The organism is Caballeronia sp. INML2 (assembly GCF_023631365.1).
Taxonomy (GTDB): Bacteria; Pseudomonadota; Gammaproteobacteria; order Burkholderiales; family Burkholderiaceae; genus Caballeronia; species Caballeronia turbans.
Genome location: NZ_JALQDH010000088.1, coordinates 159,426 through 183,257, shown reverse-complemented (window position 1 = coordinate 183,257; position 23,832 = coordinate 159,426). Strand labels below are relative to the sequence as shown.

At 59.7% G+C, this 23,832-nt stretch carries 28 protein-coding genes and 1 pseudogene; 14 read left to right on the top strand and 15 right to left on the bottom strand.

Going from position 1 to position 23,832, the window contains the following annotated elements; genetic code table 11:
• Positions 1-233 precede the first annotated feature (233 nt).
• The gene (locus NCT32_RS30300) at positions 234-1,166 is read right to left on the bottom strand and encodes a tyrosine-type recombinase/integrase (protein WP_250490957.1); all 933 of its coding nucleotides are present in this window, start codon (positions 1,164-1,166) and stop codon (positions 234-236) included.
• Between the two features lie 47 nt (positions 1,167-1,213).
• Entirely contained in the window at positions 1,214-1,909 is a 696-nt protein-coding gene (locus NCT32_RS30295; protein WP_250490956.1) for a nucleoside 2-deoxyribosyltransferase, read from the bottom strand.
• Positions 1,910-2,211: 302 nt separating this feature from the next.
• On the opposite strand from NCT32_RS30295, the gene NCT32_RS37365 reads away from it, so the two are divergent.
• Entirely contained in the window at positions 2,212-3,909 is a 1,698-nt protein-coding gene (locus tag NCT32_RS37365; RefSeq protein ID WP_284508582.1) for a methyl-accepting chemotaxis protein, read from the top strand.
• A gap of 250 nt (positions 3,910-4,159) precedes the next feature.
• Positions 4,160-4,471 (top strand): flagellar biosynthesis anti-sigma factor FlgM, encoded by a 312-nt coding sequence (gene flgM / locus NCT32_RS30280; RefSeq protein WP_311768202.1) that lies wholly within the window; start codon positions 4,160-4,162, stop codon positions 4,469-4,471.
• A gap of 102 nt (positions 4,472-4,573) precedes the next feature.
• On the opposite strand, the gene NCT32_RS30275 is transcribed toward flgM, so the two are convergent.
• The 5 genes from NCT32_RS30275 to NCT32_RS30255 all read right to left on the bottom strand — a co-directional run bounded on the left by NCT32_RS30275 (position 4,574) and on the right by NCT32_RS30255 (position 6,920).
• Positions 4,574-4,876: a hypothetical protein gene (locus tag NCT32_RS30275; protein WP_250490955.1), complete on the bottom strand. Its 303-nt coding sequence runs from the start codon at positions 4,874-4,876 to the stop codon at positions 4,574-4,576.
• A 102-nt stretch (positions 4,877-4,978) separates the two neighbouring features.
• The gene (locus NCT32_RS30270; RefSeq protein ID WP_250490954.1) at positions 4,979-5,533 is read right to left on the bottom strand and encodes a hypothetical protein; all 555 of its coding nucleotides are present in this window, start codon (positions 5,531-5,533) and stop codon (positions 4,979-4,981) included.
• The gene (locus NCT32_RS30265) at positions 5,505-5,813 is read right to left on the bottom strand and encodes a DUF3717 domain-containing protein (RefSeq protein ID WP_250490953.1); all 309 of its coding nucleotides are present in this window, start codon (positions 5,811-5,813) and stop codon (positions 5,505-5,507) included. The genes NCT32_RS30270 and NCT32_RS30265 overlap by 29 nt, the downstream gene beginning before the upstream one ends.
• 55 nt (positions 5,814-5,868) lie before the next feature.
• The gene (locus NCT32_RS30260; RefSeq protein WP_250490952.1) at positions 5,869-6,366 is read right to left on the bottom strand and encodes a hypothetical protein; all 498 of its coding nucleotides are present in this window, start codon (positions 6,364-6,366) and stop codon (positions 5,869-5,871) included.
• Between the two features lie 152 nt (positions 6,367-6,518).
• Complete coding sequence (locus NCT32_RS30255; protein ID WP_250490951.1) at positions 6,519-6,920, bottom strand: hypothetical protein; 402 nt, start codon at positions 6,918-6,920, stop codon at positions 6,519-6,521.
• A gap of 259 nt (positions 6,921-7,179) precedes the next feature.
• Between NCT32_RS30255 and NCT32_RS30250 the strand changes: the two genes are divergently transcribed.
• The 6 genes from NCT32_RS30250 (at position 7,180) to NCT32_RS30225 (ending at position 13,490) form a co-directional block, all read left to right on the top strand.
• Entirely contained in the window at positions 7,180-7,374 is a 195-nt protein-coding gene (locus NCT32_RS30250) for a CsbD family protein (protein ID WP_045462845.1), read from the top strand.
• A 650-nt stretch (positions 7,375-8,024) separates the two neighbouring features.
• Positions 8,025-8,219 (top strand): antitoxin, encoded by a 195-nt coding sequence (locus NCT32_RS30245; RefSeq protein WP_239294436.1) that lies wholly within the window; start codon positions 8,025-8,027, stop codon positions 8,217-8,219.
• Positions 8,209-8,481 (top strand): type II toxin-antitoxin system RelE/ParE family toxin, encoded by a 273-nt coding sequence (locus tag NCT32_RS30240; RefSeq protein ID WP_250490950.1) that lies wholly within the window; start codon positions 8,209-8,211, stop codon positions 8,479-8,481. The genes NCT32_RS30245 and NCT32_RS30240 overlap by 11 nt, the downstream gene beginning before the upstream one ends.
• An 820-nt stretch (positions 8,482-9,301) precedes the next feature.
• Positions 9,302-9,583 carry an RNA chaperone Hfq gene (locus tag NCT32_RS30235; protein ID WP_284508581.1) on the top strand — a complete coding sequence of 94 codons (282 nt, stop codon included), beginning with the start codon at positions 9,302-9,304 and terminating at the stop codon, positions 9,581-9,583.
• Between the two features lie 483 nt (positions 9,584-10,066).
• Entirely contained in the window at positions 10,067-11,968 is a 1,902-nt protein-coding gene (locus NCT32_RS30230) for an ATP-binding protein (protein ID WP_250490949.1), read from the top strand.
• A 556-nt stretch (positions 11,969-12,524) separates the two neighbouring features.
• A complete protein-coding gene (locus NCT32_RS30225; RefSeq protein WP_250490948.1) occupies positions 12,525-13,490 on the top strand; it encodes an inositol monophosphatase family protein in 966 nt (321 codons plus the stop codon).
• A gap of 621 nt (positions 13,491-14,111) precedes the next feature.
• On the opposite strand, the gene NCT32_RS30220 is transcribed toward NCT32_RS30225, so the two are convergent.
• The 5 genes from NCT32_RS30220 to NCT32_RS30200 all read right to left on the bottom strand — a co-directional run bounded on the left by NCT32_RS30220 (position 14,112) and on the right by NCT32_RS30200 (position 17,226).
• A complete protein-coding gene (locus NCT32_RS30220; protein WP_250490947.1) occupies positions 14,112-14,387 on the bottom strand; it encodes a hypothetical protein in 276 nt (91 codons plus the stop codon).
• 184 nt (positions 14,388-14,571) lie between these two features.
• Positions 14,572-14,928 (bottom strand): YqjD family protein, encoded by a 357-nt coding sequence (locus tag NCT32_RS30215; RefSeq protein WP_250490946.1) that lies wholly within the window; start codon positions 14,926-14,928, stop codon positions 14,572-14,574.
• Positions 14,929-15,092: 164 nt separating this feature from the next.
• Entirely contained in the window at positions 15,093-15,959 is an 867-nt protein-coding gene (locus NCT32_RS30210) for a YsnF/AvaK domain-containing protein (RefSeq protein ID WP_250490945.1), read from the bottom strand.
• A gap of 50 nt (positions 15,960-16,009) precedes the next feature.
• Entirely contained in the window at positions 16,010-16,456 is a 447-nt protein-coding gene (locus NCT32_RS30205) for a YsnF/AvaK domain-containing protein (protein WP_250490944.1), read from the bottom strand.
• A gap of 53 nt (positions 16,457-16,509) precedes the next feature.
• Complete coding sequence (locus NCT32_RS30200) at positions 16,510-17,226, bottom strand: YrzE family protein (RefSeq protein WP_250490943.1); 717 nt, start codon at positions 17,224-17,226, stop codon at positions 16,510-16,512.
• A 291-nt stretch (positions 17,227-17,517) separates the two neighbouring features.
• Here NCT32_RS30200 and NCT32_RS30195 point away from each other — a divergent pair, with 291 nt between their 5' ends.
• Together NCT32_RS30195 and NCT32_RS30190 are read left to right on the top strand one after the other, a co-directional pair.
• Positions 17,518-17,673, top strand: a complete 156-nt coding sequence (locus NCT32_RS30195; RefSeq protein ID WP_250490942.1) for a CsbD family protein — start codon at positions 17,518-17,520, stop codon at positions 17,671-17,673.
• A gap of 114 nt (positions 17,674-17,787) precedes the next feature.
• On the top strand, positions 17,788-18,045 hold the full coding sequence (locus tag NCT32_RS30190; protein WP_250490941.1) for a hypothetical protein: 258 nt from the start codon (positions 17,788-17,790) through the stop codon (positions 18,043-18,045).
• 1,233 nt (positions 18,046-19,278) lie between these two features.
• Here NCT32_RS30190 and NCT32_RS30185 read toward each other — a convergent pair.
• Entirely contained in the window at positions 19,279-19,554 is a 276-nt protein-coding gene (locus NCT32_RS30185) for a ProQ/FinO family protein (RefSeq protein ID WP_409241552.1), read from the bottom strand.
• Positions 19,555-19,938: 384 nt separating this feature from the next.
• Between NCT32_RS30185 and NCT32_RS30180 the strand changes: the two genes are divergently transcribed.
• From NCT32_RS30180 to NCT32_RS30165, 4 genes and pseudogenes are all read left to right on the top strand, one after another.
• On the top strand, positions 19,939-20,562 hold the full coding sequence (locus NCT32_RS30180; RefSeq protein ID WP_250490940.1) for an integrase: 624 nt from the start codon (positions 19,939-19,941) through the stop codon (positions 20,560-20,562).
• Positions 20,559-20,765 (top strand): annotated as a pseudogene (locus NCT32_RS37705) (RES domain-containing protein); the annotation flags it as partial. The gene NCT32_RS30180 and the pseudogene NCT32_RS37705, both read left to right, overlap by 4 nt.
• Before the next feature lie 419 nt (positions 20,766-21,184).
• The gene (locus NCT32_RS30170) at positions 21,185-21,376 is read left to right on the top strand and encodes a hypothetical protein (RefSeq protein ID WP_250490939.1); all 192 of its coding nucleotides are present in this window, start codon (positions 21,185-21,187) and stop codon (positions 21,374-21,376) included.
• A gap of 265 nt (positions 21,377-21,641) precedes the next feature.
• Entirely contained in the window at positions 21,642-21,902 is a 261-nt protein-coding gene (locus tag NCT32_RS30165) for a hypothetical protein (RefSeq protein ID WP_250478203.1), read from the top strand.
• 48 nt (positions 21,903-21,950) lie between these two features.
• Here the strand turns inward: NCT32_RS30165 and NCT32_RS30160 are convergent, their stop codons facing one another.
• Positions 21,951-22,688, bottom strand: coding sequence for a pirin family protein (locus tag NCT32_RS30160; RefSeq protein WP_250478202.1), 738 nt, complete (start codon positions 22,686-22,688; stop codon positions 21,951-21,953).
• An 8-nt stretch (positions 22,689-22,696) separates the two neighbouring features.
• Positions 22,697-23,770 carry an alkene reductase gene (locus tag NCT32_RS30155; RefSeq protein ID WP_250478201.1) on the bottom strand — a complete coding sequence of 358 codons (1,074 nt, stop codon included), beginning with the start codon at positions 23,768-23,770 and terminating at the stop codon, positions 22,697-22,699.
• Between the last annotated feature and the right edge of the window lie 62 nt (positions 23,771-23,832).

Sequence of the window (23,832 nt, the reverse complement as noted above, 5' to 3'; positions counted from 1 at the left end):
ATAGCCGTTGATAGATGGCTCAAGGGTGGTTCCAGCGTGACGCGTGCGCCGGCTCGACGCGCGGAGTCGAACGGTCGGTTGGGCTTGCAGGAAGACCGTGACAAAGCATCTGGCAAGCGTTGACGCGATGACGGTATTCCGATCAACGTACTGATCCTGCACGGACCAGGTGACAGGGACATGCGCGTTATAAAGTCCGATAACCGGTTGTGACCGACGTCGGCCGCAAGCCACTAAGCCTGCGCTTCGGACGCCTCGCACGACCCAAGTGTTTGACGAAGGCGAGTCGCCGTGCGATGGCTCGACAAGCCCATTAGATTGCTCACTTGCTCGTTGGTCTTGCCGGCGAGGATGTGCCGAAGCCCGAACGTGTTTCTGAGTAAGCGCGGGCTCTCGTCGGCCGCCGACAAGTCCGCGCGGCGTAGCGCTACGCGGACACATTTCAGCATCGTATCCGGCTGCATCGGCTTGCCGCCCGCCGTGGCGATGAACAACCATTGCGTTGGCGACTGAATGCGGCTGCGCGCTTCGTGATAGCTGCGCAGTACGTCGATAGCGAAGGCATCGATCGGAACCCGTCGTGCAATCCGCGGACCGTGCTTGTCGACGAAGACAGTAGGGCGCTCGCCACGCGTATCGAGGTCGTCGACGCGCAACTGCCTAAGTTCGGCGGCTGTGACGCCTGACGCAAGGAAGAGCGCCGCGATCGCCGTGTTTCGCAGTTCCTTGAACGCCTCGCCTTCGGTTGCAACGCACACCGCTTGTAGCCGTGCATCGTCTTCCGGTGAAAGATAGATCGGCGTTGGCTCGTCTTGTGGCCAGTTCTCGTTGACTAACATCAACGCGGCCGGTTTATCGGTGCGCAGTTCAATGTTCACGAGGTGACGCGTGACCCGGTCAATCAGCTTCAGGTAACGCAGGCGAGTCGTCGTGCCGGGCGCGCAGTCCTGCGCAAGTTCCGCGAAGAATCCATCGATATGGTCCGCCCCGAAGCTCGCCACTGTCGCGCCGTGCGCAATCAGATAGTCGTTGAAGCGCGAGAACATCGAACGGTGCTGCACGATCGACTGGTCAGCAAATGCGCGGCGATCCGCGCCCGTCGCTTCTTCGCGTTGCCACTGGGCATAGGCGTCTTCGGGTGCAACAAGCCAAGTATCATCGGGCATAAAAGTCGATATACTGAAGTTCGCTCAACCCAAACCCTACAGCGAAGCTAACGCTTCGCCAACCCCCAGCCATCAACGCGGGGGCCTCCGTCGACCTCGCTTCGAATGGCGTCTAGGCAAGCAGCAGGTCCGCCGACAACGAGCCGCGCGGAGCACGCCAGCATCAGATTAACGCTCAGGCCAAAGTCCTCGATCAGGTAGCCGCCGGCACAAAAACCGCCTTCACTCCCGATCGCCGCTGCCTTCACGCGCTCAACAAGCGTTTCCTCGGTGGAGCGATAGGCCCACACCGGTTTGTTGAGAGCGGCCGCGAAACCAACTTCAAAAGCCGTTCCGCTGTCTGGTTCGCCGAACCCGCGAAAATCATCGAGGTTCGCCATCACGATATCGGCCGACCGGATCAGTTCGATGTTCGCGGCATATATCCATCGAGCAGCGTCTTGCCGTTGAAGCGAGGAGGGCAGTTGTCCGTCGAGTGGATAGAGGCCAACAAAGCCGCGATCGCGGCAGAGCTGCTTCAGGCGTTCGCCGTGTTCTTTTGCGTCACGGCGGAAGACATCGAAGCCGGCAAGGTAGATGCGTGGTTCGCTCGCGGCGCGCTCGATCGGCAGAGGAGAGAGGGCAATCCTTCCTTCGCGGACTCGCCGTTTGATCCGGTATAGCTGTTTCTTCACAGCCAAGGCGCTCTTGCCGAGACTGTTTGCAATCTGCTCGACCGGTAAGCCCTGATCGAGCAACTCCATCACTGCGCGCTGCGACTTCGTGGGATTTCTTTTGGGCATCGGTTCGTGGCGTCGCTGTGCGGCTACTAGATTCCTAGAGCTTACCAATAACGCCCTTAAGTCAAGTCAGCCATACAAGAGGCGCAGGGCGCGTGTGCAGTCATCGTTACCGGTACGCCCCCGTCAGTGCCGCCGTAGAAAATTTCACTGGAGCGCGTGGGGTTTGGTGCCGATAGACACTGATCGCGTCTATCCCAGAAGCGGAAGGCACCGCGACTGCGCGATCGCACTGCCTTTACTGTTAAGCGCTAGAAGCAAGAACAATGAAGAACCTGACTATTCGGGCGCGGCTTGCGCTCACCATGGCTTTCCTTGGTTTTCTGCTGGCGCTGTCAGTCGGCTTCGGGTTGTACGGCATCGTTACGACCTACTCATCGGCTAAAGACATCTCTGAGAATTCGCTACCGGCGGTCAACGCCCTCGGCATTTCAAACAACTACATCGCTCGTGCCCGGCTTGCGCTCGACCGCTACGCGATAAATCCGACGGACAAAGACGCGGGCGGACTGATCGCACGCGCGAACGGATTCATGCGTCAGTCAGACGAGTGGTACAGCAAGTATGACTCCCTGCCGCGCGCAGCCGATGAGGATCAACTGGCAAAGAGCGTTGCCGAATCCCGCGCCGTTATGCAACAGGCAATCAACAGATTCGGCGCCGCGATAGAAGCGGGCGATAAAGAGGCGATCAGCCGCATTGCTTTCCATGACATGCCCACGTCGTATACGCGGTGTATTGAAGCCTTTGAAAAGCTGCAGGACTTCCAGATTGCAGATGCGAAGCGTCAGACGGCCGAGAGCGACGCCCGCGTGTCGACGCTTCGCATCCTTGGCGTATTCGCACTACTCGTAGGTATCGCTGCCGCAGCGCTTGGGTGGTTCGTCCTGCGCCGGGCGATCATGACGCCACTTGGCGAGGCGCTGAAGCATTTCGAGCACATCTCGGACGGCGACCTCACGCACGAGGTGTCAATCAAGGCGAGCGACGAAATGGGGCAATTGCTCGTTGGCGTCGCCGCCATGAAAGAAAAATTGGCCGCCACGGTGGCGACTGTTCGAACGAGCAGCGAGGCCATCGCGAGCGCGAGCAAACAGATTGCCGCTGGCAACACTGATCTGTCGTCGCGTACGGAGCAGCAAGCAGCTTCGCTCCAAGAAACGGCGGCGAGCATGGAAGAGCTGACCTCCACGGTCAAACAGAATTCTGATAACGCTACGCAGGCGAGCAGCCTGGCGGACAACGCCAACGTCGTCGCCAACGAGGGCAGGGCCATCGTCGGTCAAGTCATCGACACGATGGGGGGTATCGAGGAGAGTTCCGCGAAGATCGCGGAGATCATCGGCATGATCGAAGGCATCGCTTTCCAGACCAACATTCTTGCGCTCAACGCGGCAGTGGAAGCGGCGCGGGCTGGCGAACAGGGCCGTGGCTTCGCGGTCGTAGCGAGCGAGGTTCGCAGCCTTGCGCAGCGGTCATCGGCTGCGGCAAAAGAGATCAAAGAGTTGATTGAGACGTCTGGCGACCGCGTCCAAGCGGGAACGGAACTCGTCGCGCGCGCCGGCGAGACGATGCAGCGCGTGGGCACCGCGATTCAACGCGTCACCGACATCATGGGCGAGATCGCCTCCGCGTCGACCGAGCAAAGCCGTGGCATCGAACAAGTGAATCAAGCCATCTCGCAGATGGACGAGGTGACTCAACGGAACGCGGCGCTTGTTGAGGAAGCAGCGGCAGCGGCGGGTTCGATGGAAGACCAGGCGAAGCAACTGACTGCAGCCGTCGCCGTTTTCCGGACTGGCCAGACGCTCGCGAACCAGCGAGTGAGCCACCAAGGCCTTCATACGCCGCGGGCGAAACTGGCAAAGAAGAGCGGGCCGACGACCGATACGTTGAAGCCCTTGGCGGCGCCAAAGCCGTCAGCAGTCGCGGAAGTGGCTGAAGGCGACTGGTCGACGTTCTAGCCGAATCGACCTTTGGCGGCAGAGCCGGACAGATAGGATTAGGGCGCATCCGTATCCGGCGCCATGTTAGAAAGGACCGGTGAGGACCGATTCTCACACTTTGTTTCAATTTGTTGCATGTCCCGGGAAGCCCCGCGGGCCAAGGCTTTCCGCCGATTGTAAAGTCCGTGGTGTGCCCGCTCGGTGGCTGCGATGGTAAAGGTTTCAACGGAGGCACCGTTAGAACGCCCATGCCAGCGAGGAACCTCACCTGCAGATCCAGACGAAAACCAGCGCAGATACGCTGCGTGAAATCAATGTTCGCCGGACGTCCGCCATTGAAGCAGACTACGCCGCCGGCACTGTCCCGCAAGCACAAGCCCCAGCGGCGGAAAGCTCAGCGGTGACACTTTCGTTGAACTCTGCGCTGCGCGCGTCGACCGCAACGGATATCGATATCGACAAGGTCGCGTCGATCAAAGCCGCGTTGCGTGACGGTAGCTACAACATCGATTCGAGCAACATCGCCGACGGCATGCTCGGCATGGCGCGCGATCTCTTGCGAAAAGCGCCACGTGAGTAGAGAAATGGGCCGGCGTCTTTTGGGACCAACGAGTGACCCAGGCGCCGTAACGTGATGGATGGGCGGGGAGTCCGGTGCAGACGTGACCGAGCTGCGTCACCGTCAGAGGCGAGACAGCAGGATTTTTTCCGCATCGGCGAGCAGCGCTCGTGCGAACTCCGATGCGAACACATCGTCGTTGTGGTCAGCGCGACCAAGGACTACGGGATTCACGCGCCGCGCCTGCTCAATGAAAGCGGAGCGGGCTGCGGCAGATACAAACGTGACATCTGCAACGATTCGCTCGGCGATATCGTCGACTCGCCCGATTTTGACGCCTTCTTCGGACACGATCGTCGCCGTCGCGTTGATGCCACGGCGGGTTTCGAGGAACGCTATGGACGAGGGGTCGATACGAAAAGCCATCCAAATTCTCCATCGGTAGCGGCCGAGCAGGATGCTTGGCTCACTACCTAGAGTACCGACGCGACAGCATTGTCAAGGCAGCGCCTGACGCGTCTTGGATGCTCAGTGGGACTTAATTTTGCCGGCAGCGATCGCCTTGGCAAGTTCATCGGCAAGTGCCGCTTGCACGGACGCATGCTTCTCTCGCACGGCCTCGGCGTCCTTCATAAGTTCGGGAATGTCATTGACCAGAGACGCGATCTCCGCATCCCGTGCGGCGGCCAGCTCCGCCAAATTCTCAGGCCGCAATGCGCGCTCGAGGACTCCTGCTGCAATGCTGAAATGCTTGCTTATAGCGTCGCAAGCATGTACGAGCGCAAACGACACTTGCTTTTCCTCATCGCAGCCTTTGGCCTTAGGGCAGAAATAGCCAGCGTACAAAACATCGCCAATTATCTCCGTTGCCACCCAGTCGGTGAGGTCTTCTTCGAACGCTCGCGTGTCCCTGCTGGCTGATGCGAACATGCGCAGCGCGTCCGCCTTCGAGACCTCGCGCGAATAGATCTCGACGCGGCCACCTCCGGCCTGCGCGTCTACCCAGATCAGGGCTCTACTGTCGCTCGAGATGTTTGCCCCCCTCTCGTTGGGATCAAAAAAGTTCCTTCTGGGCGAGCGCAAGACCTATCGCTTCATTCTGTTCCGCCGTCAAGTGTCTTGCTTCGACGCGCTCTCGTCGATGATAAATCATCGTTCCATACACGTCCGCCAGTACTCCTGCTCTTGGGCAGACAGCGAAGTCATCTGTCGCCGCCTGCCGCGATCGCCAGTAGTTGATGGCGTTCTCAATATCAGTAACCGTGTACTCGTTCATCCCTGCTAGCTGCCGTTGCTCGATCGAATCCGGATGATATTCCTCTTCGTCGGGCTTGTCGCCCAGGCCTCGACGAGCGCATCCCATTTTCTCGGCTCAGCGTGAGGGCAACGGCTTTGGCAGAGGGGCGGACGACACCGTGCTAGTGCCTTACTTCGCCTTGCAACTCGATGGCCAATTCCGCAGCCAACGCAGCTTGCACGTTTCCATGTTTTTCGCGGATTGCTTCGGCGCCGGCTAGAAGTTCCGGATGGTCATTAAGGAACGAAGCCAGTTCCGCATCTCTCGCCGAACTGAGCGCGGCCACGTTCGCGGGTTCTAGCGCGCGCTCCAACGTTTCGGCGTCGATGCCAAAATGCTCGCTAATAGCAGCGACCGCGTGCAAAATCGGGAACGCTACGTCCTCGTGAGCTTCTTTGCCGCCCTCGACGAAGAAGTAGCCTGCGCAGAGCAGGTCGCCCTTGACCTCCGCTGCGACACGCGAGGCAAGGTCGTCCTCGATTGCACGTCTGTCGTTGCTCGCGGATTCAAACATTTGAAGCGCCGCTTCCTTCGTCGCTTCCCGAGAGTAAATTTCGACGCGGCCAGTTCCGGCGCGTTCGAGTTCGACGTAAATAATTGCCCCATCGAGTTTGGACATATGTTCCTCTGAATAAGAAAGTAGTAGATCGTCGTCCCCGGACGTCAGCCAGGACGTTCGCCATGGGGGCAGACTTCGAAATCATTACTTGGCGCCCGGCGGACGCGCTTGTGGTTGATCGCCTTTCGCGACGTCAGTACCGAAGTGCCCCTTCAAGCTGCTTGACGGGCCTTGAGTAGCTGTTTGATTCCGTCGCGAGTAAGACTGGGGTTTGCTGCCTTCGCCGATACGATCTCCATCAGTTCGTCGTCCGAGTAGGCAGCGAGAACCGCGAGTTCGCTCGCACTGAAAAGCGCCTCCATCTCGGCGCGGTGCCGGGAATCGACGAAGCGCTCATACGCTCGCAGGTATTGGGCTGTGGTCGCCTCAGAGAACCCGTAGCAAGTTTTGGCGAAGGCAAAAAACAGCCTCGCCCCCTTTTTCTCGGCCGCGGCCAAGCTCGAGCCTTCGGACTTAGCGTTCTCAACGCACTGGCCAACCACTTTCTTCTTGGCCGCCAATAAGGCTTCGCCAGCGATAAAAACATTTACTTTTTGCTTCAACACGGCTTTCATTTTCCTCTCTTGTTGCCGTTGCGGGATGGGCTGGGCTTTCGTATAAAAGGCAGCCCTCACCAACTCTATCGATGATTAACGGCACGCAAGTCGGTTTCTTTCGTCACACGAGGCTAGCACGGGTTCTTTTCCGCCTGCACCGTCGTTCGAGGATCTGAAAAAGGACGCACGGTGCGGTTAGGGCCGGCTCGCGCGCCTCGGCATAGACTTTGCGCTGCGTGTTGCGCCTGCGCGCTGCAGGCAACCTAGGAGACAGGCCATGAATGAAGATCAGGTGAAAGGGGTCGGCGAGAAGGTAAAGGGCAAAATCAATGAGGGCGTCGGCAAGATGACGGACGATCCGGCGCAGGAAGCCAAGGGCGACGCACAGCAGGTCGCGGGCGAGGCGCGCAAAGATCTGGGCGACGCCAAAGAGGACCTGAAAGATGCGGCCGACGACGCATCGAAGCCGTAACCGCACTGCATACGACGTTACGAAGGCAACAGCCTAACAAAGCGCCGGGAACTCCCGGCGCTTTGGTTTTCAAGAACCAGAATTCGTCGACAGCCAATTGCGGGATTCTTACGCGTGACAATCTCACTCGGCAGCGCTGTGCGCGACTGGTCCGCTAGCTGCGCGCGTGGGCAAATTCCCCCTCGCCCGGGTTTCCATGCGTGATAATTCGTATTATCACGGATAAGCGTTGTGTATTCAGTGAAATCGACGAAACTGGCAATTTAATTGCGCGCAATTCAAATTTGTGGAGCGATTGTGGGGCCGGTGCCGTGTGCGTTGCTAGACTCCTGAGAATATCTATCACGTGGTAGCGCGAAAGTGACGCCCACACGCGCGCTCCGACGGTGCGAGCGGCGCTGTGTCGCGCAAAGCAGAACCTTAAAAGATCGAACGCGCGACTATAGTAGATTTATGCCCTGCCTAGCCGGCACCTAAACTTAGAGGGTCAGATCGGCTGGCCGCTAGGACCGGCCCGCTCAAGCGCACGGTCCGAAGAAGCCGCGCGGTGTACCTTTGCGGCGCTATCCAGACCGCAGGCGCCTGCGTCTGCGCTGTGACGCGGTAGGCCGCCCACGCTATCATGGAAGGCATACGCAACGAGGTGACGCATGGGAAATATCTGGACAGAGCCAGCCATTAGCGGGCATGACAGCAAGGAGGAAGCTGAAGCCTACGACGTGTGGTTTCGCGAAGAGGTGCGCCTGGCACTCGAGGAAGAAGGCAAAGACATTCCCCACGATGAAGCGGTGGCGTGGATGCGCGCGCGGATTGCCGCCCGACGCAAGGTGACAAATGATCGTTGACTGGCGCCCGCGTGCAGTGCGCAGGCTCGACAAGATCCACGCCCACATCAGTAACGAAAGTCCTGTTGCGGCCGACGCCGTGTTCGACATGATCGTCGCGGCGGTCGCCACCTTACCCGACCACCCCTATGCCTACCGCGAAGGCCGCGTGCCAAACACACGTGAGATGGTCGTGCTACCGAATTACATCATCATCTATCGCGTACAGCGCGATCACATCCTGATCGTCAATGTGCTTCACGCGCGCCAACGCTATCCCTGACCTCGACGTAGCACTACTCAGTGCGAAGATCTGGTTACTTGCACTCACCACGCGCAGAACTGCAATCGCGGCGAAGTTGCGTCCGCTGTTTCAGCCGCCAAGGCTGACGTTCAAGTGAACGCGTATTTCGTTCGTTGCGCTTGGCCTGCGGCTACGCGACAAGTTCGGAGTACTAACTAAGATGCGCTAAATTCATTTATGTCAATAGAATCTGGCGGAATGGAGAATCAGCGCATTCAGGTGTAGTAGGTGGATTAGCCGCTACTGACTATAGGGCGCGCAAGGCCACGCGCGCAGGGCGGGTGCGCATCGCAGAGCCCTGCGCACGTCCCTCCTCGTCGACACCACACGCGAACAAATAAGGTCGACGGAGGTTGGCCGCGGAAAATCCGCGCTGCGGACTTTAGGCAGCGTCGGCAAACGCCGCAAGGAGCACACCGTACCGGTGACAAGGCGATTGTCGCCGCGATCCGAGCGGATTTGACTGACCGCGGCCGCGACTTCGACGACCCGCGAGGGCTCGGGCCGCTGATTGCGTCATAGTGAATCCCGGCCACCCTGCGCTGGTTGACGTAAGTTCGGACGGCTTGGTGCGGTTGGCGTACACGTCGGCGTATGCCTTCCGGCGCGCGTTCGGCAGGCCAGCGGTCGCTCGCCAGACGCCCAGCGATGTCAGACAGGGTGTACCACCTCTGTTCATGTGCGGTAAGGAGCGGCGGCGCATGCTCTAAGCCGCGGCGCGCTACTATGCCTAAGACGAGTAAGAGCGGCGGCGTTTGCTGAGCGAGCGGCCGTGCGCATAAAGCGAGGATACGCAACCATGTCCGTCACTGGGACCGATATTCAGACCGGCTTTTTGCGCACCATGATAAACGAACGGAAGGTCGTTTGGATATTCCTGGTCAACGGCATTAAGCTGACGGGCCAGCTGGCGTCCTTCGACAAATACGTCATAGCGCTGGAGTCACCGACCGGCATACAGACGGTTTTCAAAAGCGCCGTGTCGACGGTTTGCGAGGCACATGCTGTTGAGAGGCCACAAACGGGTGCCCGTCCAGCGATCCCGCCTGAGCGTCGAACCGCTCGGGGTCGCCCACGCTAGTTGATGGTCGCCCCCATTCCACGCTGCGAAGCCGCGGTGGCATGGTACTTGGCCGACTGAACGAACCGAGGGAAATCGCTTCGCTTGACCCGCGGTGCCCATACATCCGCTCGCTTATCGGCTCGACGACCACTCACGCGATTAGGCGACAAGATGTAACACGACATGCTGACAGAGAAGGGCGGGCATTCGACGGACGTCATTGTGCGCTCCCGTCCCGGTGTCGGATGGCAACGTGAATGTCCGCAAACCGATGGCACTTTCGTTGTCGTCGTGGTCGACCAAGCGCGGGCGCTTTGGCGAGCGAATCCGGCCTGAAGCACGGGTCAGAATGCTGGCAGTGGGGGATCCGCTTTTGCCTGACATGCATCTAGTCTCATCGCTATTTGCCTTCCGAGCGTCTTTCGAAACGATTCGCACTAACAATCATGCGAGGAATGGATAATGCAGAGCAAAGCAAACCGAAGAAACTGAGTCTCAGCCATGATCGTTCGCATCGCGCAATACCCACTGAGGAAGCGCCTGCTGTTCGGCACCGCCTCTACTGCTCTGGTATTTCTGGCTCAGCAGGTGCTCACAATGGTTGCCCACGGGCGACTGACATTTCTGTTGATCAGCGCGTCGCTGCCGTTAGTCACGGTTCTGTTTGGCGTGTGGTCCGGAACGTTTCTTCTCATGAGTGGACTGGCATATGGTGCCTTGTGGATGGATCCTATCGGCAGCTTGGCGGTACAGCAGCACAGCGACCGAACGGTGCTGCTGGCATACGCGGTCGTCGGGGTATTACTGGTAGCGGCCGGGCAGCAACTGGCGAAGGTGGCCAGACGCGCAGGAAGGGCCGAAGCAGCGACTCAGGAAGCCTCGCAGCGCCTCTTGAAAGTTGAGCGCGACGCGCGCAACCGCTTCGACATCGCGTTGAACAGCGCTGGCGTGCCGTTCTTTATCTTGACGCCAGTGGTGCACAATGGCCGCGTCGCGGAACTCCGTTGGGACTACCTTAACGAAGCGGCCGCTCAGTTATTCAACCAAGCCGCGGCGGTCGTGATTGGCAGCTCCACGTCTTATGTACGTCCGACGGGGTGGGATGCGGACGTCCTGCTTGGGCGCTTGGCGCCACTTGCCGAGCGTGCCGGGCATGACGCCTTCGACCTGCGCGTTGACGGTGACAACGGCGAGCAGTGGTTCCATGTCGTCGCTGCGTCGTTAGAAGACTCTGTCGTCGCGTGGTTTGGCGATGTAACGCCGCGGGTACGAGCCGAGAGGGCTCTTTCCGAAGCCGACCGCCGCAAGGACGAATTCCTTGCAACGCTCGCGCACGAGTTGCGCAATCCCCTTGCACCGATTCGACAAGTCGCCGAGATACTGGAGCAGCCACAACTGACTGATGAACGCAGGAAGTGGTGCATCACGGTACTGCGTCGGCAGTCGGCTGCCATGGCGCTGCTTTTGGACGACTTGCTCGATGTGTCGCGCATCACGCGCGGGGCGCTGACGCTTCGCAAAGAAGCCGTGGCGCTCAGAGACATAGTCGACGACGCGGTTGAGATCGCCCGGCCGATGCTTGAAAGCAAGGGCCATGAGCTTGTTGTTAAGCTGCCCACGCGGCCGGTGCACATCGAGGCGGACCATTTGCGACTCGCACAGGTTTTGGCCAACCTCCTGACGAACGCCGGGAAGTACACCCCGCCGGGCGGGTGCGTTAGGGTGACGGCGACGGCAGACGACGAAATCGTGCTGTCAGTCGCCGATAATGGGATCGGCATCGAGTCCGAAAAGCTATCGGCCATCTTCACCATGTTCTCGCAGGTGAACCCCGACCATCACCGCCAAGGCGGGCTGGGTATCGGACTTGCGCTATCCGAATCGCTGATCGAGATGCACGCAGGCCGAATCACGGCGTCCAGCGCGGGGAAAAACCAAGGAAGCTGCTTTTCCATCCACCTTCCGGCGCAATGCAGGGTGTTGCCGACGCCGGCCCAGTCGCGCGACGCGCTTCCCACTCATGTGACGGCGCAGAGGCATCGCATCCTTGTCGTCGACGACAACGTGGACGCGGCCGACGCACTGGCGACGCTTCTGGAGATGGAGGGACACGAGGTGAGAACGGTGTATTCGGGCGAGGAAGCTGTAGACATCCTGAGCCATTATAGCCCAGAGGTAATCCTCCTCGACCTCGGCTTACCGGGAATAAGCGGAATAGACGTCGCTCGGCGCCTTCGAGACACGCCGTCCACACGGGACATCACGCTCATCGCGATAACGGGATGGGGTCAGCCTCAAGACCGAGCGCGCACGGCAGACGCCGGATTTGACTTCCATTTCACGAAGCCCGTTGATGTTGTGCAACTTAGCCAAGCAATCGAGAGCGCGGTCACGGCTCCGTAGCGACACGGCAAACACCGCGCGGTTCCGGTGGGCTGTTTTCTAACGTTGACCACCATGCAGCTCAAAGCGTTGGAGACCACCGAAGTGCTTGTCTATCGTCAACACGTCGGCCCATGTGTTTCGTTACACCGGTTCGGCACACTCGCCGTTGCGTGCGACACGCTGGCCGATGGGCGATGATTTCGGCGGCGCCGGTGTCGGCGTTACCGACTCATTGCGCTTCTGTGATGCCCGCGCGAAAGCAAGGCCCGCGTTTGCGTAACGACTGGATGAGCGAGTAGCCACCTCTCGAGGCATGCCGATGTCCGAAAGATTGACGTCGACGACTCGGGGCTTCCGCGAATCGACGCGATCAATGGCTCGCGGCATCGTTCACTCCGCGGTGAACCCGCGCGGCGGCGGCCGAATGGCACTGACGACGCTTGCTCTAGCGGACTCCAGCACCGCTGTCATCGCGTCGCGTGCATCGCGCTCGTCAACCACCAGTAAAATTTCGAGGCCGTGAAGCGCGCCATCACGGGATCTTAAGAGGAAACTCAGCGGGTCGTTCTCGACTGTGGGCACCGCGCCGTGCAGCGGAACCTGCACAACGAAGGCACTGTCGCGTCCCTCATCAGATGAAGTAGCGGCCTCACGAAGAGCGATGGTCAGCTGCAGCCACTCGGGCGATCGGGTCGTAGTCGAGCCGCTCGACGGCAGCGCAGGCGAGAGTTTTGCGCATCCGTTCACTATGCAGAGGGAGGACGACGTGAGGCTGACCGAGATCGAGCCATTTCTGAACCAACTGGGCGACGAAGCGCGCGCTCTCGCGATGCAACACTTCCGTACAGAAATCGACGTCGAAACGAAGTCCGACGCGACGCCCGTCACGAAGGCGGATCGCGCCATCGAGCGACGGTTGCGGGAGATGATCGCATCGCGCTACCCGACCCATGTCCTCGTCGGCGAGGAGAAGGGCGGGCGCATTGCGGACGGCATATGCTGGGTGATCGATCCGATCGACGGTACCAAGAGCTTTGTGACAGGCTTGCCGTTGTTCGGAACGCTCGTCGCAATGCTTGAGGATCGACGGCCCGTCTGCGGAATGGTTGAGGCACCAGCCATGCGCGAGCGATGGATCGGGGTAGGCGATCGAACGTCGCGCAACGGCGCACCGTGCATGGTCAGTGCGTGCGCGCATCTACGCGACGCCCGGCTGTGCTCGACGGACCCGAGGATGTTTTCAGGCGAGGCTGCGCGGGCATTCGCGACGCTTGCGCGCGAAGTGCGCGTCACGCGGTTCGGCACGGATTGCTATGGCTATGCGATGCTCGCTTCAGGTCACGTCGATCTTGTCGTCGAAGACGGCCTGCAGGCTCACGACGTCATGGCGATCGTTCCGGTGATCGAGGGGGCGGGTGGCATCGTCACGACATGGGCTGGCAATGCTATCGACGAGGCCTTCCAAGGCGACATCATTGCGGCTGCGACCCAATCGCTGCACGATGAGGCGTGTCGGTGGCTTGGTCAGCCGCGAGGGTGAAGCAACAGCGCCGACCTTACTTGGGTTTTCGTCCGTTTGCGCAGCGTTCATTGACCTATTATGGAAACAGGTCTTATGCAGACGAGCGTACGGGTTGCATTGTAAATCTGAAAAAGGACGTTAAGCGGTGGACAGCTCCTTGGACCTCCGTGACCAGCAAATGAAAGACGCGAACGTCATCGTCGCGCTATTTTCGTCATATAGTGAAGCCGACGAAGCCCTGCGCGAGCTCCAGGCACGAGGCCTTCCATGCGACGATGGGCAACTGTATGCGCGGGCAACTCACCGCCGCACGGAAGCCAGGCGCCTTGGACCGCATCCCGAGATGCGCGCCCGCGATCGGGCAGAGTACGCGGGGCACGGTGAACACCTTGGAGTGGTGAGCGGGGCGCGACGTTTTAGCGGACCGAACTGGCAACTCGCCACTCCCGATTTTGCCGGGGGAGAACGACACGCCAAGCCTCGTGAGCGGACGTTGTTGGTCGCCAGGTTGACAGACACGATGCCGCACGATGTCGCGACCGCTGTGATGTGCGATCACGGTGCGCTCGCGGTACGAGACACCGCGGGTCGCTGGCGTGCTTCGCTCCACAAAGGCGACAGGGACGGCGAGGATTGCAGTTAAAATTCAACGTCTGGGACGCGCCCACGCCGGATAAGCTCGGCGCGATAGCGCTTCTTGATTTGCCGGACCATCGAGTCCACAAGCTCGTTCCCCTCGAAACACTTCGCCTTTTGATCGATCATCGCTTCGACCTGCTGGATCGCCGCCTGCACGCTTGCCCGATCGCCAGGCACAACCGTGACAGCGGCGAGTTCTCCGCCTAGTGATTGAAAGGCGCGCGACGCTTCCTCGAGTTGGCGCGTTAGCTTGTCCAGTCCTTCAAACTCGGTCATTCGTGCATCTTCTTTATATCGGGGTAGTGGGAAGTCGTAGCTTTTGAAGGCCTCGGTTCTGGCCAGTCCTGCCGCCGGTGCGCGCACGACGTTCCGTGGACCATCGCAGAGGCACGTCAGTTAGCCCGCGAGGGAATGAAGCTGGCGTGCGACCTCGTCATCGTCACCATCCCCTCGCATCGGTCTAACGCGAAACGAGCATGCCAACAATCAAGCCACCTAATCCGGCCAGAACGATGGCCTTCCATGGATTGTCGTGCACGAAATCATCTGTCGTGTCGCTCGCAGCCCGGTAATTCTTCACCATGGCATCCTTCATGTAAGCGAGCCTTTCTTTTGCGCTGGCGCGTGCGTCACCACCAGAAGATTTAGCGTCCCACGATTGGGATGCTTCCCGGAAGTCGCTTTCCCCGCCGGTTGCGGATGGCTTCGTCTCTGCTTGCGGGGCGTCCGAATTCGCGCTGGTGAGGGATTTGTTGGCCGTATCGGCCTTCTCCGTGACGAGGGAATTGACCGGTTCGGGACCGTCGGCGTTCGCCATGACATCCTCCAAAAGGGTGTTCGAGAATGGAGCCCACATCGTGCTGTGGCATCGATCCGCGAAGAGGGCTCAATTAAGCGCGGTCAGGCGCCGTAAGTACTGTGCGGGTGAAACCGCAAAGAAGGGGACGGCAGAGCATCCGTTTGTCCCCCACTTCGCTAATCTCAACGAGGCGGCTTATCGACGGGCCGAACAGCAGGGTTGTCGTCTGCTCCAGCCGTTCTTTCGACGTCAACTTCGGTGCTGCGTACCGTATCATTGACGATCTCGGATCGGGAAGATGCTTCCTTACCGACTACCACCTCTTCGACGACACGCGCAGTCTTGGTAATCACAGGTTCTTCAGCCGTCTCGCGAATCTCGACAGAGCCTTCCTTCAGGTCGGCTGCCGTCGCCGGGCGGTCCACGGCTCTGCGCTCAATGGTGGCGTGCTCTTCTCGCAAGCTGACGGATTCGCTGACCGGCGTTTCCGTCACACGCGAATAAACCCGAACGCCGCCCGTCTGCACCTCACGTTTGCCAACGTCGAGCGACTCTCGAACGACCGGAAATGCCTGGCGTTCCGCCGCGATCTCATCGGCCGTGTAGGCCGGCGCGTTGCGGTCATAGCCGGTATAGCCCGTGCTGCGCCACTGTGCGACACGTGAGTCGATGTCAACGGCGCCTTCGGCATACAGTGCATTCCGGACGCGTTCTACGGAGGTCTCATCGACGACTTCCACTGAGAGCAAAGCACCCCCACGTCGAACCGCCTCGTGATAGTGCCCAATCTCCTCGGGCTCATCGCTACTGCCAAACAATCTTTTGAAGAAGCGTTCAATGCCGCTGACCGGTCCGTCGTGAACGCGGCCTTCACCCGCGTCATTGGTTACGGACCGCGTCGTCGGATCCCCATTCACTGTGTTGGCGTCGCCAATCGTTGAGCTGTGAACCTCCATGTCCGCACGGGCGATGCCCTCTGACTCCAAGCGACTTTGAGCGCGCTCGGCATCCGCGAACGAGTCAAACACACCGATTATTGTCTGTGCCATTTCAGCTTCTCCCAATTTGAGTTGGACGGTTCAAAAGACTTCGTGAAACATCAGCCGGCGCTTGGATCCTTCTTCCACTCGCCGTGGGGTCCCTCGCGTCGCTCGACGACGAGTTCTTCCGAGTTCGTCAGCACGCGCCGGATCACGTCTTCTTCAATCTCGGTCGTCTTGACGTGCACTTCTTCCTTCAAGGTCAACTGCATGCGTACAACCGGGACGTATTCGTAGACTGGAATGATGAGCGTGTCGCCCTCTCGTCGCGGTTCGTCGCGCTCCTCGACAGGCCGATTGACCGGTATGCGCTGAACATCGACCTCCTGAGTCCGCAGGCGCACCGAGATAGGCTGCATTTCTTCATGGACGGCTTTGCGTACCCGCACGGCGCCGGTTTCTACCGTTGCGACTCCAACCGCGATCTCTTCCTTGACGGCCGACACACGCACTGCGTCATACGAATCGGGCGCTGGTGTCGCACCGGAAGTCTCTTCCTCACGCATTAGCTGCTCCTTGTCACTGCCGGAATTACAACCGCTGTCAGAAAGCCGCGCCCTCAGGGACGACCGCCCCCCGGCACCGCGCGGCCGCGCACCGGCGGCGTACCGACGCCAGTTGCCGTACCACCGCTTTCTTCGAATGGCGGCTGATGCCGAAACCCGGCGCCCCCCGAGACGATCGCGATGATGGCGCCCACGATGAGCGCGGCAAACGAGAACCAGCTCGCCCTGGCCACGCCTCGTGCGGCGGCATCCGCCGTTTCGCGCGCCGTCTGTTCGGCCTGAGGGCTCGAAGCGGCCGACGCCGCCGAGGCCACTGCCGCCTGGACCTGCTGCTTCGCCGTGTCAACGATCGACGGTGTCGTGCCGGATTGATTTGCGGCGGTCGCGCTGACCTGTGCGGTCGTCGCTGCGACGCTACCGGCTGTGCTGACCGCGCCGGTGATCATTGAGGTCATGCCGTACACGACGAGCAGCGTCATGACAGCCCAGGACAACAGACCGTGAAGCCAGCCGAGCACTGGTGCGCAGCGGCCTGCATAGTACGAACCGACGAAGACCGCTAGTACGGTGGTAACGATGACCCATACTCCGGACCCGAAACCGAACCCATGCAACGGATCGGGTTTCGACATCGGGGACAATAACGAGGCGCCAATCGCCATACCGAGCACGCTCATGATCAGGTAGACGATCATCGAAAGAATGACGCCGGCGATAATTGAGCCCCATGACAGACGGGGCAGACCATCTCGAGTCGTTAGAAGTCTCATGGAAGTCTCGGTAGGTAAATGACCGCATAAGGAGCACCAAGGCCGAACGCATTGGCAACCAACTATCGCAAGCGTTGTGCCTATCGCAATGCCACAGGCACTTGTTCCCTGATGGGTTCGCACTGCGAAGTAACGCCCGCTCCGATCGGGAGTTGATTCTCGTTTACAAATCACCGATCTTTTCAATCGCTTGGAGAAGCGGTGGCTCACTATAGGCGGCGCTTATCTCAGGGCATCCTTTTCGCGGGGCTATATGCGCTTGCGATCCCCAGGCGCATCAGGAGCATGGCCATGAACGAAGATCAGGTGAAGGGCGTCGGAGAGAAGGTGAAGGGAAAGATCAATGAGGGCGTTGGCAAGATGACGGACGATCCGGCCCAGGAGGCGAAGGGCGACGCACAGCAGATTGCCGGTAAAGCAAGGAAACAAGTCGGCAACGCCGAATAGGATGCGAAGGACGCAGCCGATGAGGCGGTGGAACGCGACCGTGATTCGGGTTCCGTCGCACCCTAATCGGTTTGGTTTAACACGAGGGAAGCCGTGCAGTCTTTGGAGATAGTCATGACTCGCATCTCAGCTCTATTAAGCGTCCTCCTAGTAGCGGCAAGCACGAGCGCGTTCGCGCAGACCATGCAGACGGCTCCGTCACCAACCACCCAGAACGGCGCCACGGCGAATCAAGCGGCCGATAGCGCTTCCAGCGGAGCAAACACCTCGGGCGGCCCGACACTGATGCAGCAACGCGAAAAGGGCATGTCGCCGGATGGCGCGTCGGGGGCGGACGCAAATGGAAAGACGACCGGAAAAATAAAACAGTAATGCTCCAATTTGCCCCTCGAGATGGGCTGATCCGAGGAGCCATTGCGTGTGTACACGTGTCCTGACTCGGCACTTCGCGCGGCGGAGGGCAGAAGAGCGAACCGTTCCTGTTATAACGGCGCGGCGCCGTCAACAATGATGCTGGCGGACTTACGTTGGCCGGCGCCCCTTAGATGGCCAGCGCCGGTCCGCCGCCATCGCGGACTAAACGTCGCTGAACGCTGGCCGTCGCATCAGTCGGATGTGGCTACCGCGGTGGCCTTCCAAGGGTTGTCATGCACGACATCGTATGGCTTCGAGCCGACCGGATCGCTGAACGTGTTCGCCCTGGCTTCCTCCAAGCGCACAAGTTACCGGAACCACCGGGAATATTCGCAGACGGGAAAGACGAGGGTATCGCCTTCGCGCAGTGGCTCCCCCTCGCTCTTCGACCAGCCGATTGATTGGTATGCGCTGGGCCTCGACTTTCTGCTGCGAAGGTCCAGCGGGACAGGATGCTCCTTTCCATGGACGACCTGCGCAAGCGAGTGGCGCCCGTTTCCAACGCCTCGATCTCGACCGCATGTCTTCTTGGACTGCCGCGATGCGCGCTGCCTGGATGAACAGGCGGTTGCATCGCGCCGGTATTGTCGTCCTCTCGCATCGATCTTCCTTAAGGCGCACGAGCGCCGAATTGCTCCGACAGTTGAAAAGCCGGTTCGTCAAAGACGACTAGCACATCGGGGCTGCGGACCGGTGTGCCGTCGTCGAGGTGACGTTTCCCGACGACGGCCGGAACGGGCCGGCGGCGTCCAGTTCAATGCTTCGCCCTTCACCGCAGAATGAGGCAATACGCCGTTGTACTTTCTACAGCGATGACTCGTTTTCGAAGTTGCCCAATCGTCTGCGGGCGACAGGGCCTGTCGAACGTCCACTTGGTGGCCGGCCCTAGTTGGCCAAGGCGGGGCCTAAGGAAATTGTGATTTTTCTGCTGCCATCAGCAAACCCACCGTCGCTCTGCGCGTCGCTTTGCATATTACGCGTCGTATGTTGAGCACTTCGAGATGAACGGCGAGCCGTTGCGGATGGACGTTTATCCGCTTCAAGGATGCTGGGATCGTGCGTCTTGCCGCCTGCACCGTGCTTGTTGGCCACGCAGCCGCCAGGTTCTCGACGTGAAGTTAAGTATCTTGCGAAAAGTTGATAGAAACACTTATGTCAACTTGGCTGTGCCGTTGCGGAGTGCTCTGCCGGTCAACGCGGTTGGCCCTGAGCGCTTCTCGCGATGTGCTCACGCCGGCGCGCGAGCCGAGTCTTCTCCTGACTGGTCCCATACTCGGCTTCGGCCGCGGTAACGACGCCAGCATTCGCACCGTTAAGGTCTACGCGAACCGTGCCTTCGATGAGACAGGTCCAGTAGCGTTGGCCGCGGCACCATAGCTTGACGCCATTGCGAGCGTCTCGCTCGCTCAGTCCGAGCGACGCCGCTCGGACAAGCACGTCCTTAAGAATCCCCACCTTGAGCGGCACCTTCGGGGCGATTCCGCGGAAAGGCGCGCGGGAAATGTCGTTGCAGCGTGGTCACCGCGCGCGCCGCTGCGTTAGCGGACGTTCGCGGAGGCTTCGGTGGCTGCTTGATTTCTCGTTTGACATTCACTTGCGATGACGTCGAGCGTGAAGCAACCGTTTTGCTGCTTTCGCCTCGGTTCAGTTGCGCTTGGAGCGCAGCGAGCTGTTCGAATCCCATCGTGCGTGCCTGTAATCAATCGGCCCATTTTACCAGTCGCCTTCATCACCGTCGTCAAGCCCAATCTGCATCGTTCGCCGCGGGAAGACCAAGCAAAGGCGACAAAATTGACAAACGCGACACAAGCGGTCAGTATGTTGGTATTGTGTCTCGCCTGAGGCCGAACCATGTCCAAGCCAATGCCCGCCATGGACTTCCCTGAAATCACGGCTGAAGACGCCCATCGTTTCGAACGCGCCGTACGGATCGATGACGAGGAAGCCTTCATCGCCGAACTGAACGCGTTGATCCGAGAGAAATTTGCGGAGGCCGCGCCCTCGCCGCTCCAGCTCACCACGGACCTGCGAGCGAAAGCACGCGCCCTTCGGGCAGATTCACCGTGGCAGCCGTCGGCGACTGATGTGCAACGCGGACGTGCAGCGTTGTTGCGCGAATATGATGCACCCGGGAACATTCCGCTGCCGGAGTTTGCTCGGTTCGCACACAAGTCGCGCCAACAGATCTATAAAGATCTGTCAGCACAGCCTCGGCGCCTTCTGTCATTAGACGTGGGTCGTCGGGGTCAGCGACTGCCCGACTGGCAGCTTGATCCACTGAAGCTGAAATTCACGCGCGAAGCGCTCACCCGAGCGGCGTCGGTCGACTCATGGACGCTCTATCGTGCGCTGTCGTCTCGAAATGATGCGCTCGGTGGTCACTCACCTATCGAAGCCGTGACGCTAGGCAACTTCGATCAACTTGTCGAGGTTGTGCTGAACGCGGTCGGTATTCACGGTGAGGAAGCGGTTTGACTTTGTCGATTCCAAGCTGCGTCATTCCGGCCGGAGAACTACTCCAACACATCAGCCGAGTCGAATACGCCGCTACGCCGCTCTATTTTGGTACGAGCTCCGCAAATCGATACGATGATCCGACAGGTGACTATGGAGTTCTGTACCTGGGCTTCGACCTTCCGACCGTATTGATGGAGTCGGTCTTTCATCAGCACCAATGGCACCGAAGCCGTTCGCGTACTATCCTTCGCGGAATAATTTCCCCGCGGCATGCATCGCTCTCTTCTACCGGGCACGAGCGAAAGTCGTGGTGGTCGACGATCTCCCGCTGGCGCAACACGTCGACTGGCCCGCTTTTGTAAATCAGTATCGCATTGGGGTGGCCAAAGTTTGAGGCGAGGGTCCGAGGTGCTTCCCCCTTTCCGCTCGAGACAATCCTTAATGTGAGGATAGCCGAAAGATTAACTTGCCTCACTTTTATCGTCGAATACATTTCGTATTGCGAACGATCATTCCTTTTATGTCAAATATGGTATGCAATTAAAGCGTGTTTTCGCCGGTCAACGCAGTCGACCATGGTTCGCAATCTGTTCTAGCCTGCGCGCGAGCCGACCCTTCTGCCGACTTGCGCCGTACTCCGATGAGTCAAATCAAAGGTAGGATCGGGCAAGTCGCCAGGACCACTCAAGAGTTCGCGGGCCGCACGGTGGACATTGTTCGAGATCAGACCGGCGAAAATCCGCTGGCCGTGCTGGGCATCGTTGCGGTCTCGAGCTTTTTGTTAGGTCTGTTGATCGGCAGTGCAGGCGCTTCGAAACAATTATTTCGGTGAGGGCTCTCGCTCACCCATTGATTGAGTCAAAGGGGTCGCGCGGCGCTCGCCGCGCGAGTACAGTCCGCATGCTCGCTGATTGAACTATCCATGCAACCGACCTACACCAGATCGCCCGCCGTGAGAAGATCGACGGCGACTTAACCGGCCTTGCTGTTCATCACGCAGTTACTGGAGCCCGAGGATCTCGCAAAGGTTCCGCTGCATCAGATCGAATTTCATCGGCGAGGGCTTAGGAAAGTCGCTCCAGTGCCGATATGATGGCATGGAACAACACCATCTGCCGCCCTCAGCCGCTTATGAACTGTTGCTGATCGACGCGGATCTTGAGCATCTGCACCGCGCCGTCGCATTGGAAGTCGCGGCCGCAAGACCGGTTCTGCCGCTTACTTACTGGCGGCGTCGTGTCATGCGAATTCTCGAAGCGCGGCACCTCTTACCGGCACAGTTGGCCGTCGCGTGCGCATTGATGGACTTGATCGAGTCAACCGACACGCGTAATCAGACAATCGCCAAGGCCTGCTGATTGACGGCCTCAGTACGGCTGGAAAGGCGATACTCGCGCTTTCATGCTTCATGAATGCAGCTGTGCACCGATGAATACGACTGCCTGTGCGGGTCCGTCCGCCGCCGCGACGGTGACGCCCTCCTCTTTCCGCGGTCCACGAACTACGGGAATCGCGGGTCCGTCGGCGTCGAAGCGCCGACCAAGACAAGCGATTGCGCCGCTGATCACCAAGACGAACAACGTCTGACCCGTTGCGGCAGTCAAAAGCGGAATGCGGATCTCGGCCCCTGCCGCCAGCGAAAGGTCGAGGATCGTCACCGGCGTTGGCGGAGTTACCGGCGAACGCACTCCGTCGAAATTGCCGACGGGAATCCTGATGGTCGCTCCCCCTCGCTGGACGACTGGAACGTCTTCAGGCTCGACGATCAACGCAAATGGATCGAGGCTCTTGTTCTCGTCCGACAGGTCGACGAAAATCTGCAGTGAGTGAACGGTCTTTCCCGACTCGGCCGGCACTTCCTCATGAACGATCCCTGAACCGGCAGTCATCCAGTGCATCCCGCCGGGCCTGATTAGGTTGCGTGTGCCGATTGAATCGCGGTTAAGAACACCGGTTTCCGAATCGGCAAAGAGATAGGAGACCGCGCACATTCCGGCGTGACGATGAGGCGGGAACGTCGGGCCACCCATCCACGCATGATCAACACCGAGAAACGGATTCAGAATGCGTTCCGAATCGCGCACGGAGAGCGCTCGGAAGTCATCGCCGTGCGTGAACGCTTCTAGTGGTGTAAGCGAGAACATAATTTTCCTTACGCAACCAACGTTTCGTTATGCGAAGGGTAGTCCGTGTACCCTACATCCGTTCCGCCGTAGTACGTGGCCGGGTCCGGCTTGTTCATCGGCACATTGAGCTTCAGCCGCTCGGGAAAGTCGGGGTTCGCCAGCACGAGTTGCCCGAAGGACTCGAGATCGGCCAGGCCCGATGCCACATCGCTTCCTGCCTCGGCCGGTGTGCGACCGGGCCGGTTCAGCATCAGTGGGTTCGACCACCGCTGTCGAAGCTCCGCCAGCAAGGCGTCGTTGTCCTTGATCGTAATGTGCAAATACGCTAGCCCGAGTTTATCGAGTTCGGAGACGAGATAGCGATACAAATCCGGTCCCTCGTCACCCTCGTCGATACCCCAGATCGACAGGCCCGGCGACAATCGAATAGCCGTTCTGTCAGCTCCAATCTCTTGCGCAACCGCGCGAGCGACTTCCAGTGCGAACCTGCTGCGGTTCTGGATCGACCCGCCATACTGATCCGTGCGTGTATTGGCGCTGTGCGCCAGAAATTGGTGGACAAGATACGCATTCGCACCGTGGATTTCGACGCCGTCCGCACCGGCCTCGATGGCGCGACGGGCCGCGATACGAAATTCCTCTACTACTCCGGCGATCTCTTCCGTCTGCAACGCTCGCGGCACCGGAATATCCTGCATACCGGTGGCGGTGAACATTCCGGTCCCCGGAGCAATGGCGGACGGGGCTACGCCTTGACGATGGTGGGGCGTATTATCAGGATGCGACATGCGACCGACGTGCATCAGTTGAATGAACATGCGGCTGCCTTTTGCATGTACAGCTTCGATGACAGTTCGCCAGCCTGCTACATGCCCATCGGTATAGATGCCGGGGGTCGCCAGATAGCCCTGACCGTCGTCGGACGGCTGAGTGCCCTCCGCCACGATCAGACCGACGCCCGCGCGCTGTGCGTAGTATTGCGCTGCAAGCGGGCCGGGCGTTCCATCGCCAAGCGCTCGCGAGCGCGTCATCGGTGCCATGACCATTCGATTCGACAGTTGATTCCGGCCGATGCGCACCGGGCAAAACAATTGATTCATGATGGGTACTCCAAGATTGCTTTAAGCGTCCGCGGACGATGCAGTGAGGCGTGCCGGTAAGA

Excerpts from the sequence above, each read along its gene's own strand:
- NCT32_RS30300 (WP_250490957.1), bottom strand. The coding sequence starts at position 1,166 with ATGCCCGATGATACTTGGCTTGTTGCACCCGAAGACGCCTATGCCCAG.
- NCT32_RS30295 (WP_250490956.1), bottom strand. The coding sequence starts at position 1,909 with ATGGAGTTGCTCGATCAGGGCTTACCGGTCGAGCAGATTGCAAACAGT.
- NCT32_RS37365 (WP_284508582.1), top strand. The coding sequence starts at position 2,212 with ATGAAGAACCTGACTATTCGGGCGCGGCTTGCGCTCACCATGGCTTTC.
- NCT32_RS30275 (WP_250490955.1), bottom strand. The coding sequence starts at position 4,876 with ATGGCTTTTCGTATCGACCCCTCGTCCATAGCGTTCCTCGAAACCCGC.
- NCT32_RS30265 (WP_250490953.1), bottom strand. The coding sequence starts at position 5,813 with ATGGGATGCGCTCGTCGAGGCCTGGGCGACAAGCCCGACGAAGAGGAA.
- NCT32_RS30260 (WP_250490952.1), bottom strand. The coding sequence starts at position 6,366 with ATGTCCAAACTCGATGGGGCAATTATTTACGTCGAACTCGAACGCGCC.
- NCT32_RS30255 (WP_250490951.1), bottom strand. The coding sequence starts at position 6,920 with ATGAAAGCCGTGTTGAAGCAAAAAGTAAATGTTTTTATCGCTGGCGAA.
- NCT32_RS30250 (WP_045462845.1), top strand. The coding sequence starts at position 7,180 with ATGAATGAAGATCAGGTGAAAGGGGTCGGCGAGAAGGTAAAGGGCAAA.
- NCT32_RS30245 (WP_239294436.1), top strand. The coding sequence starts at position 8,025 with ATGGGAAATATCTGGACAGAGCCAGCCATTAGCGGGCATGACAGCAAG.
- NCT32_RS30240 (WP_250490950.1), top strand. The coding sequence starts at position 8,209 with ATGATCGTTGACTGGCGCCCGCGTGCAGTGCGCAGGCTCGACAAGATC.
- NCT32_RS30235 (WP_284508581.1), top strand. The coding sequence starts at position 9,302 with ATGTCCGTCACTGGGACCGATATTCAGACCGGCTTTTTGCGCACCATG.
- NCT32_RS30230 (WP_250490949.1), top strand. The coding sequence starts at position 10,067 with ATGATCGTTCGCATCGCGCAATACCCACTGAGGAAGCGCCTGCTGTTC.
- NCT32_RS30220 (WP_250490947.1), bottom strand. The coding sequence starts at position 14,387 with ATGACCGAGTTTGAAGGACTGGACAAGCTAACGCGCCAACTCGAGGAA.
- NCT32_RS30215 (WP_250490946.1), bottom strand. The coding sequence starts at position 14,928 with ATGGCGAACGCCGACGGTCCCGAACCGGTCAATTCCCTCGTCACGGAG.
- NCT32_RS30210 (WP_250490945.1), bottom strand. The coding sequence starts at position 15,959 with ATGGCACAGACAATAATCGGTGTGTTTGACTCGTTCGCGGATGCCGAG.
- NCT32_RS30205 (WP_250490944.1), bottom strand. The coding sequence starts at position 16,456 with ATGCGTGAGGAAGAGACTTCCGGTGCGACACCAGCGCCCGATTCGTAT.
- NCT32_RS30200 (WP_250490943.1), bottom strand. The coding sequence starts at position 17,226 with ATGAGACTTCTAACGACTCGAGATGGTCTGCCCCGTCTGTCATGGGGC.
- NCT32_RS30195 (WP_250490942.1), top strand. The coding sequence starts at position 17,518 with ATGAACGAAGATCAGGTGAAGGGCGTCGGAGAGAAGGTGAAGGGAAAG.
- NCT32_RS30190 (WP_250490941.1), top strand. The coding sequence starts at position 17,788 with ATGACTCGCATCTCAGCTCTATTAAGCGTCCTCCTAGTAGCGGCAAGC.
- NCT32_RS30180 (WP_250490940.1), top strand. The coding sequence starts at position 19,939 with ATGTCCAAGCCAATGCCCGCCATGGACTTCCCTGAAATCACGGCTGAA.
- NCT32_RS30170 (WP_250490939.1), top strand. The coding sequence starts at position 21,185 with ATGAGTCAAATCAAAGGTAGGATCGGGCAAGTCGCCAGGACCACTCAA.
- NCT32_RS30165 (WP_250478203.1), top strand. The coding sequence starts at position 21,642 with ATGGAACAACACCATCTGCCGCCCTCAGCCGCTTATGAACTGTTGCTG.
- NCT32_RS30160 (WP_250478202.1), bottom strand. The coding sequence starts at position 22,688 with ATGTTCTCGCTTACACCACTAGAAGCGTTCACGCACGGCGATGACTTC.
- NCT32_RS30155 (WP_250478201.1), bottom strand. The coding sequence starts at position 23,770 with ATGAATCAATTGTTTTGCCCGGTGCGCATCGGCCGGAATCAACTGTCG.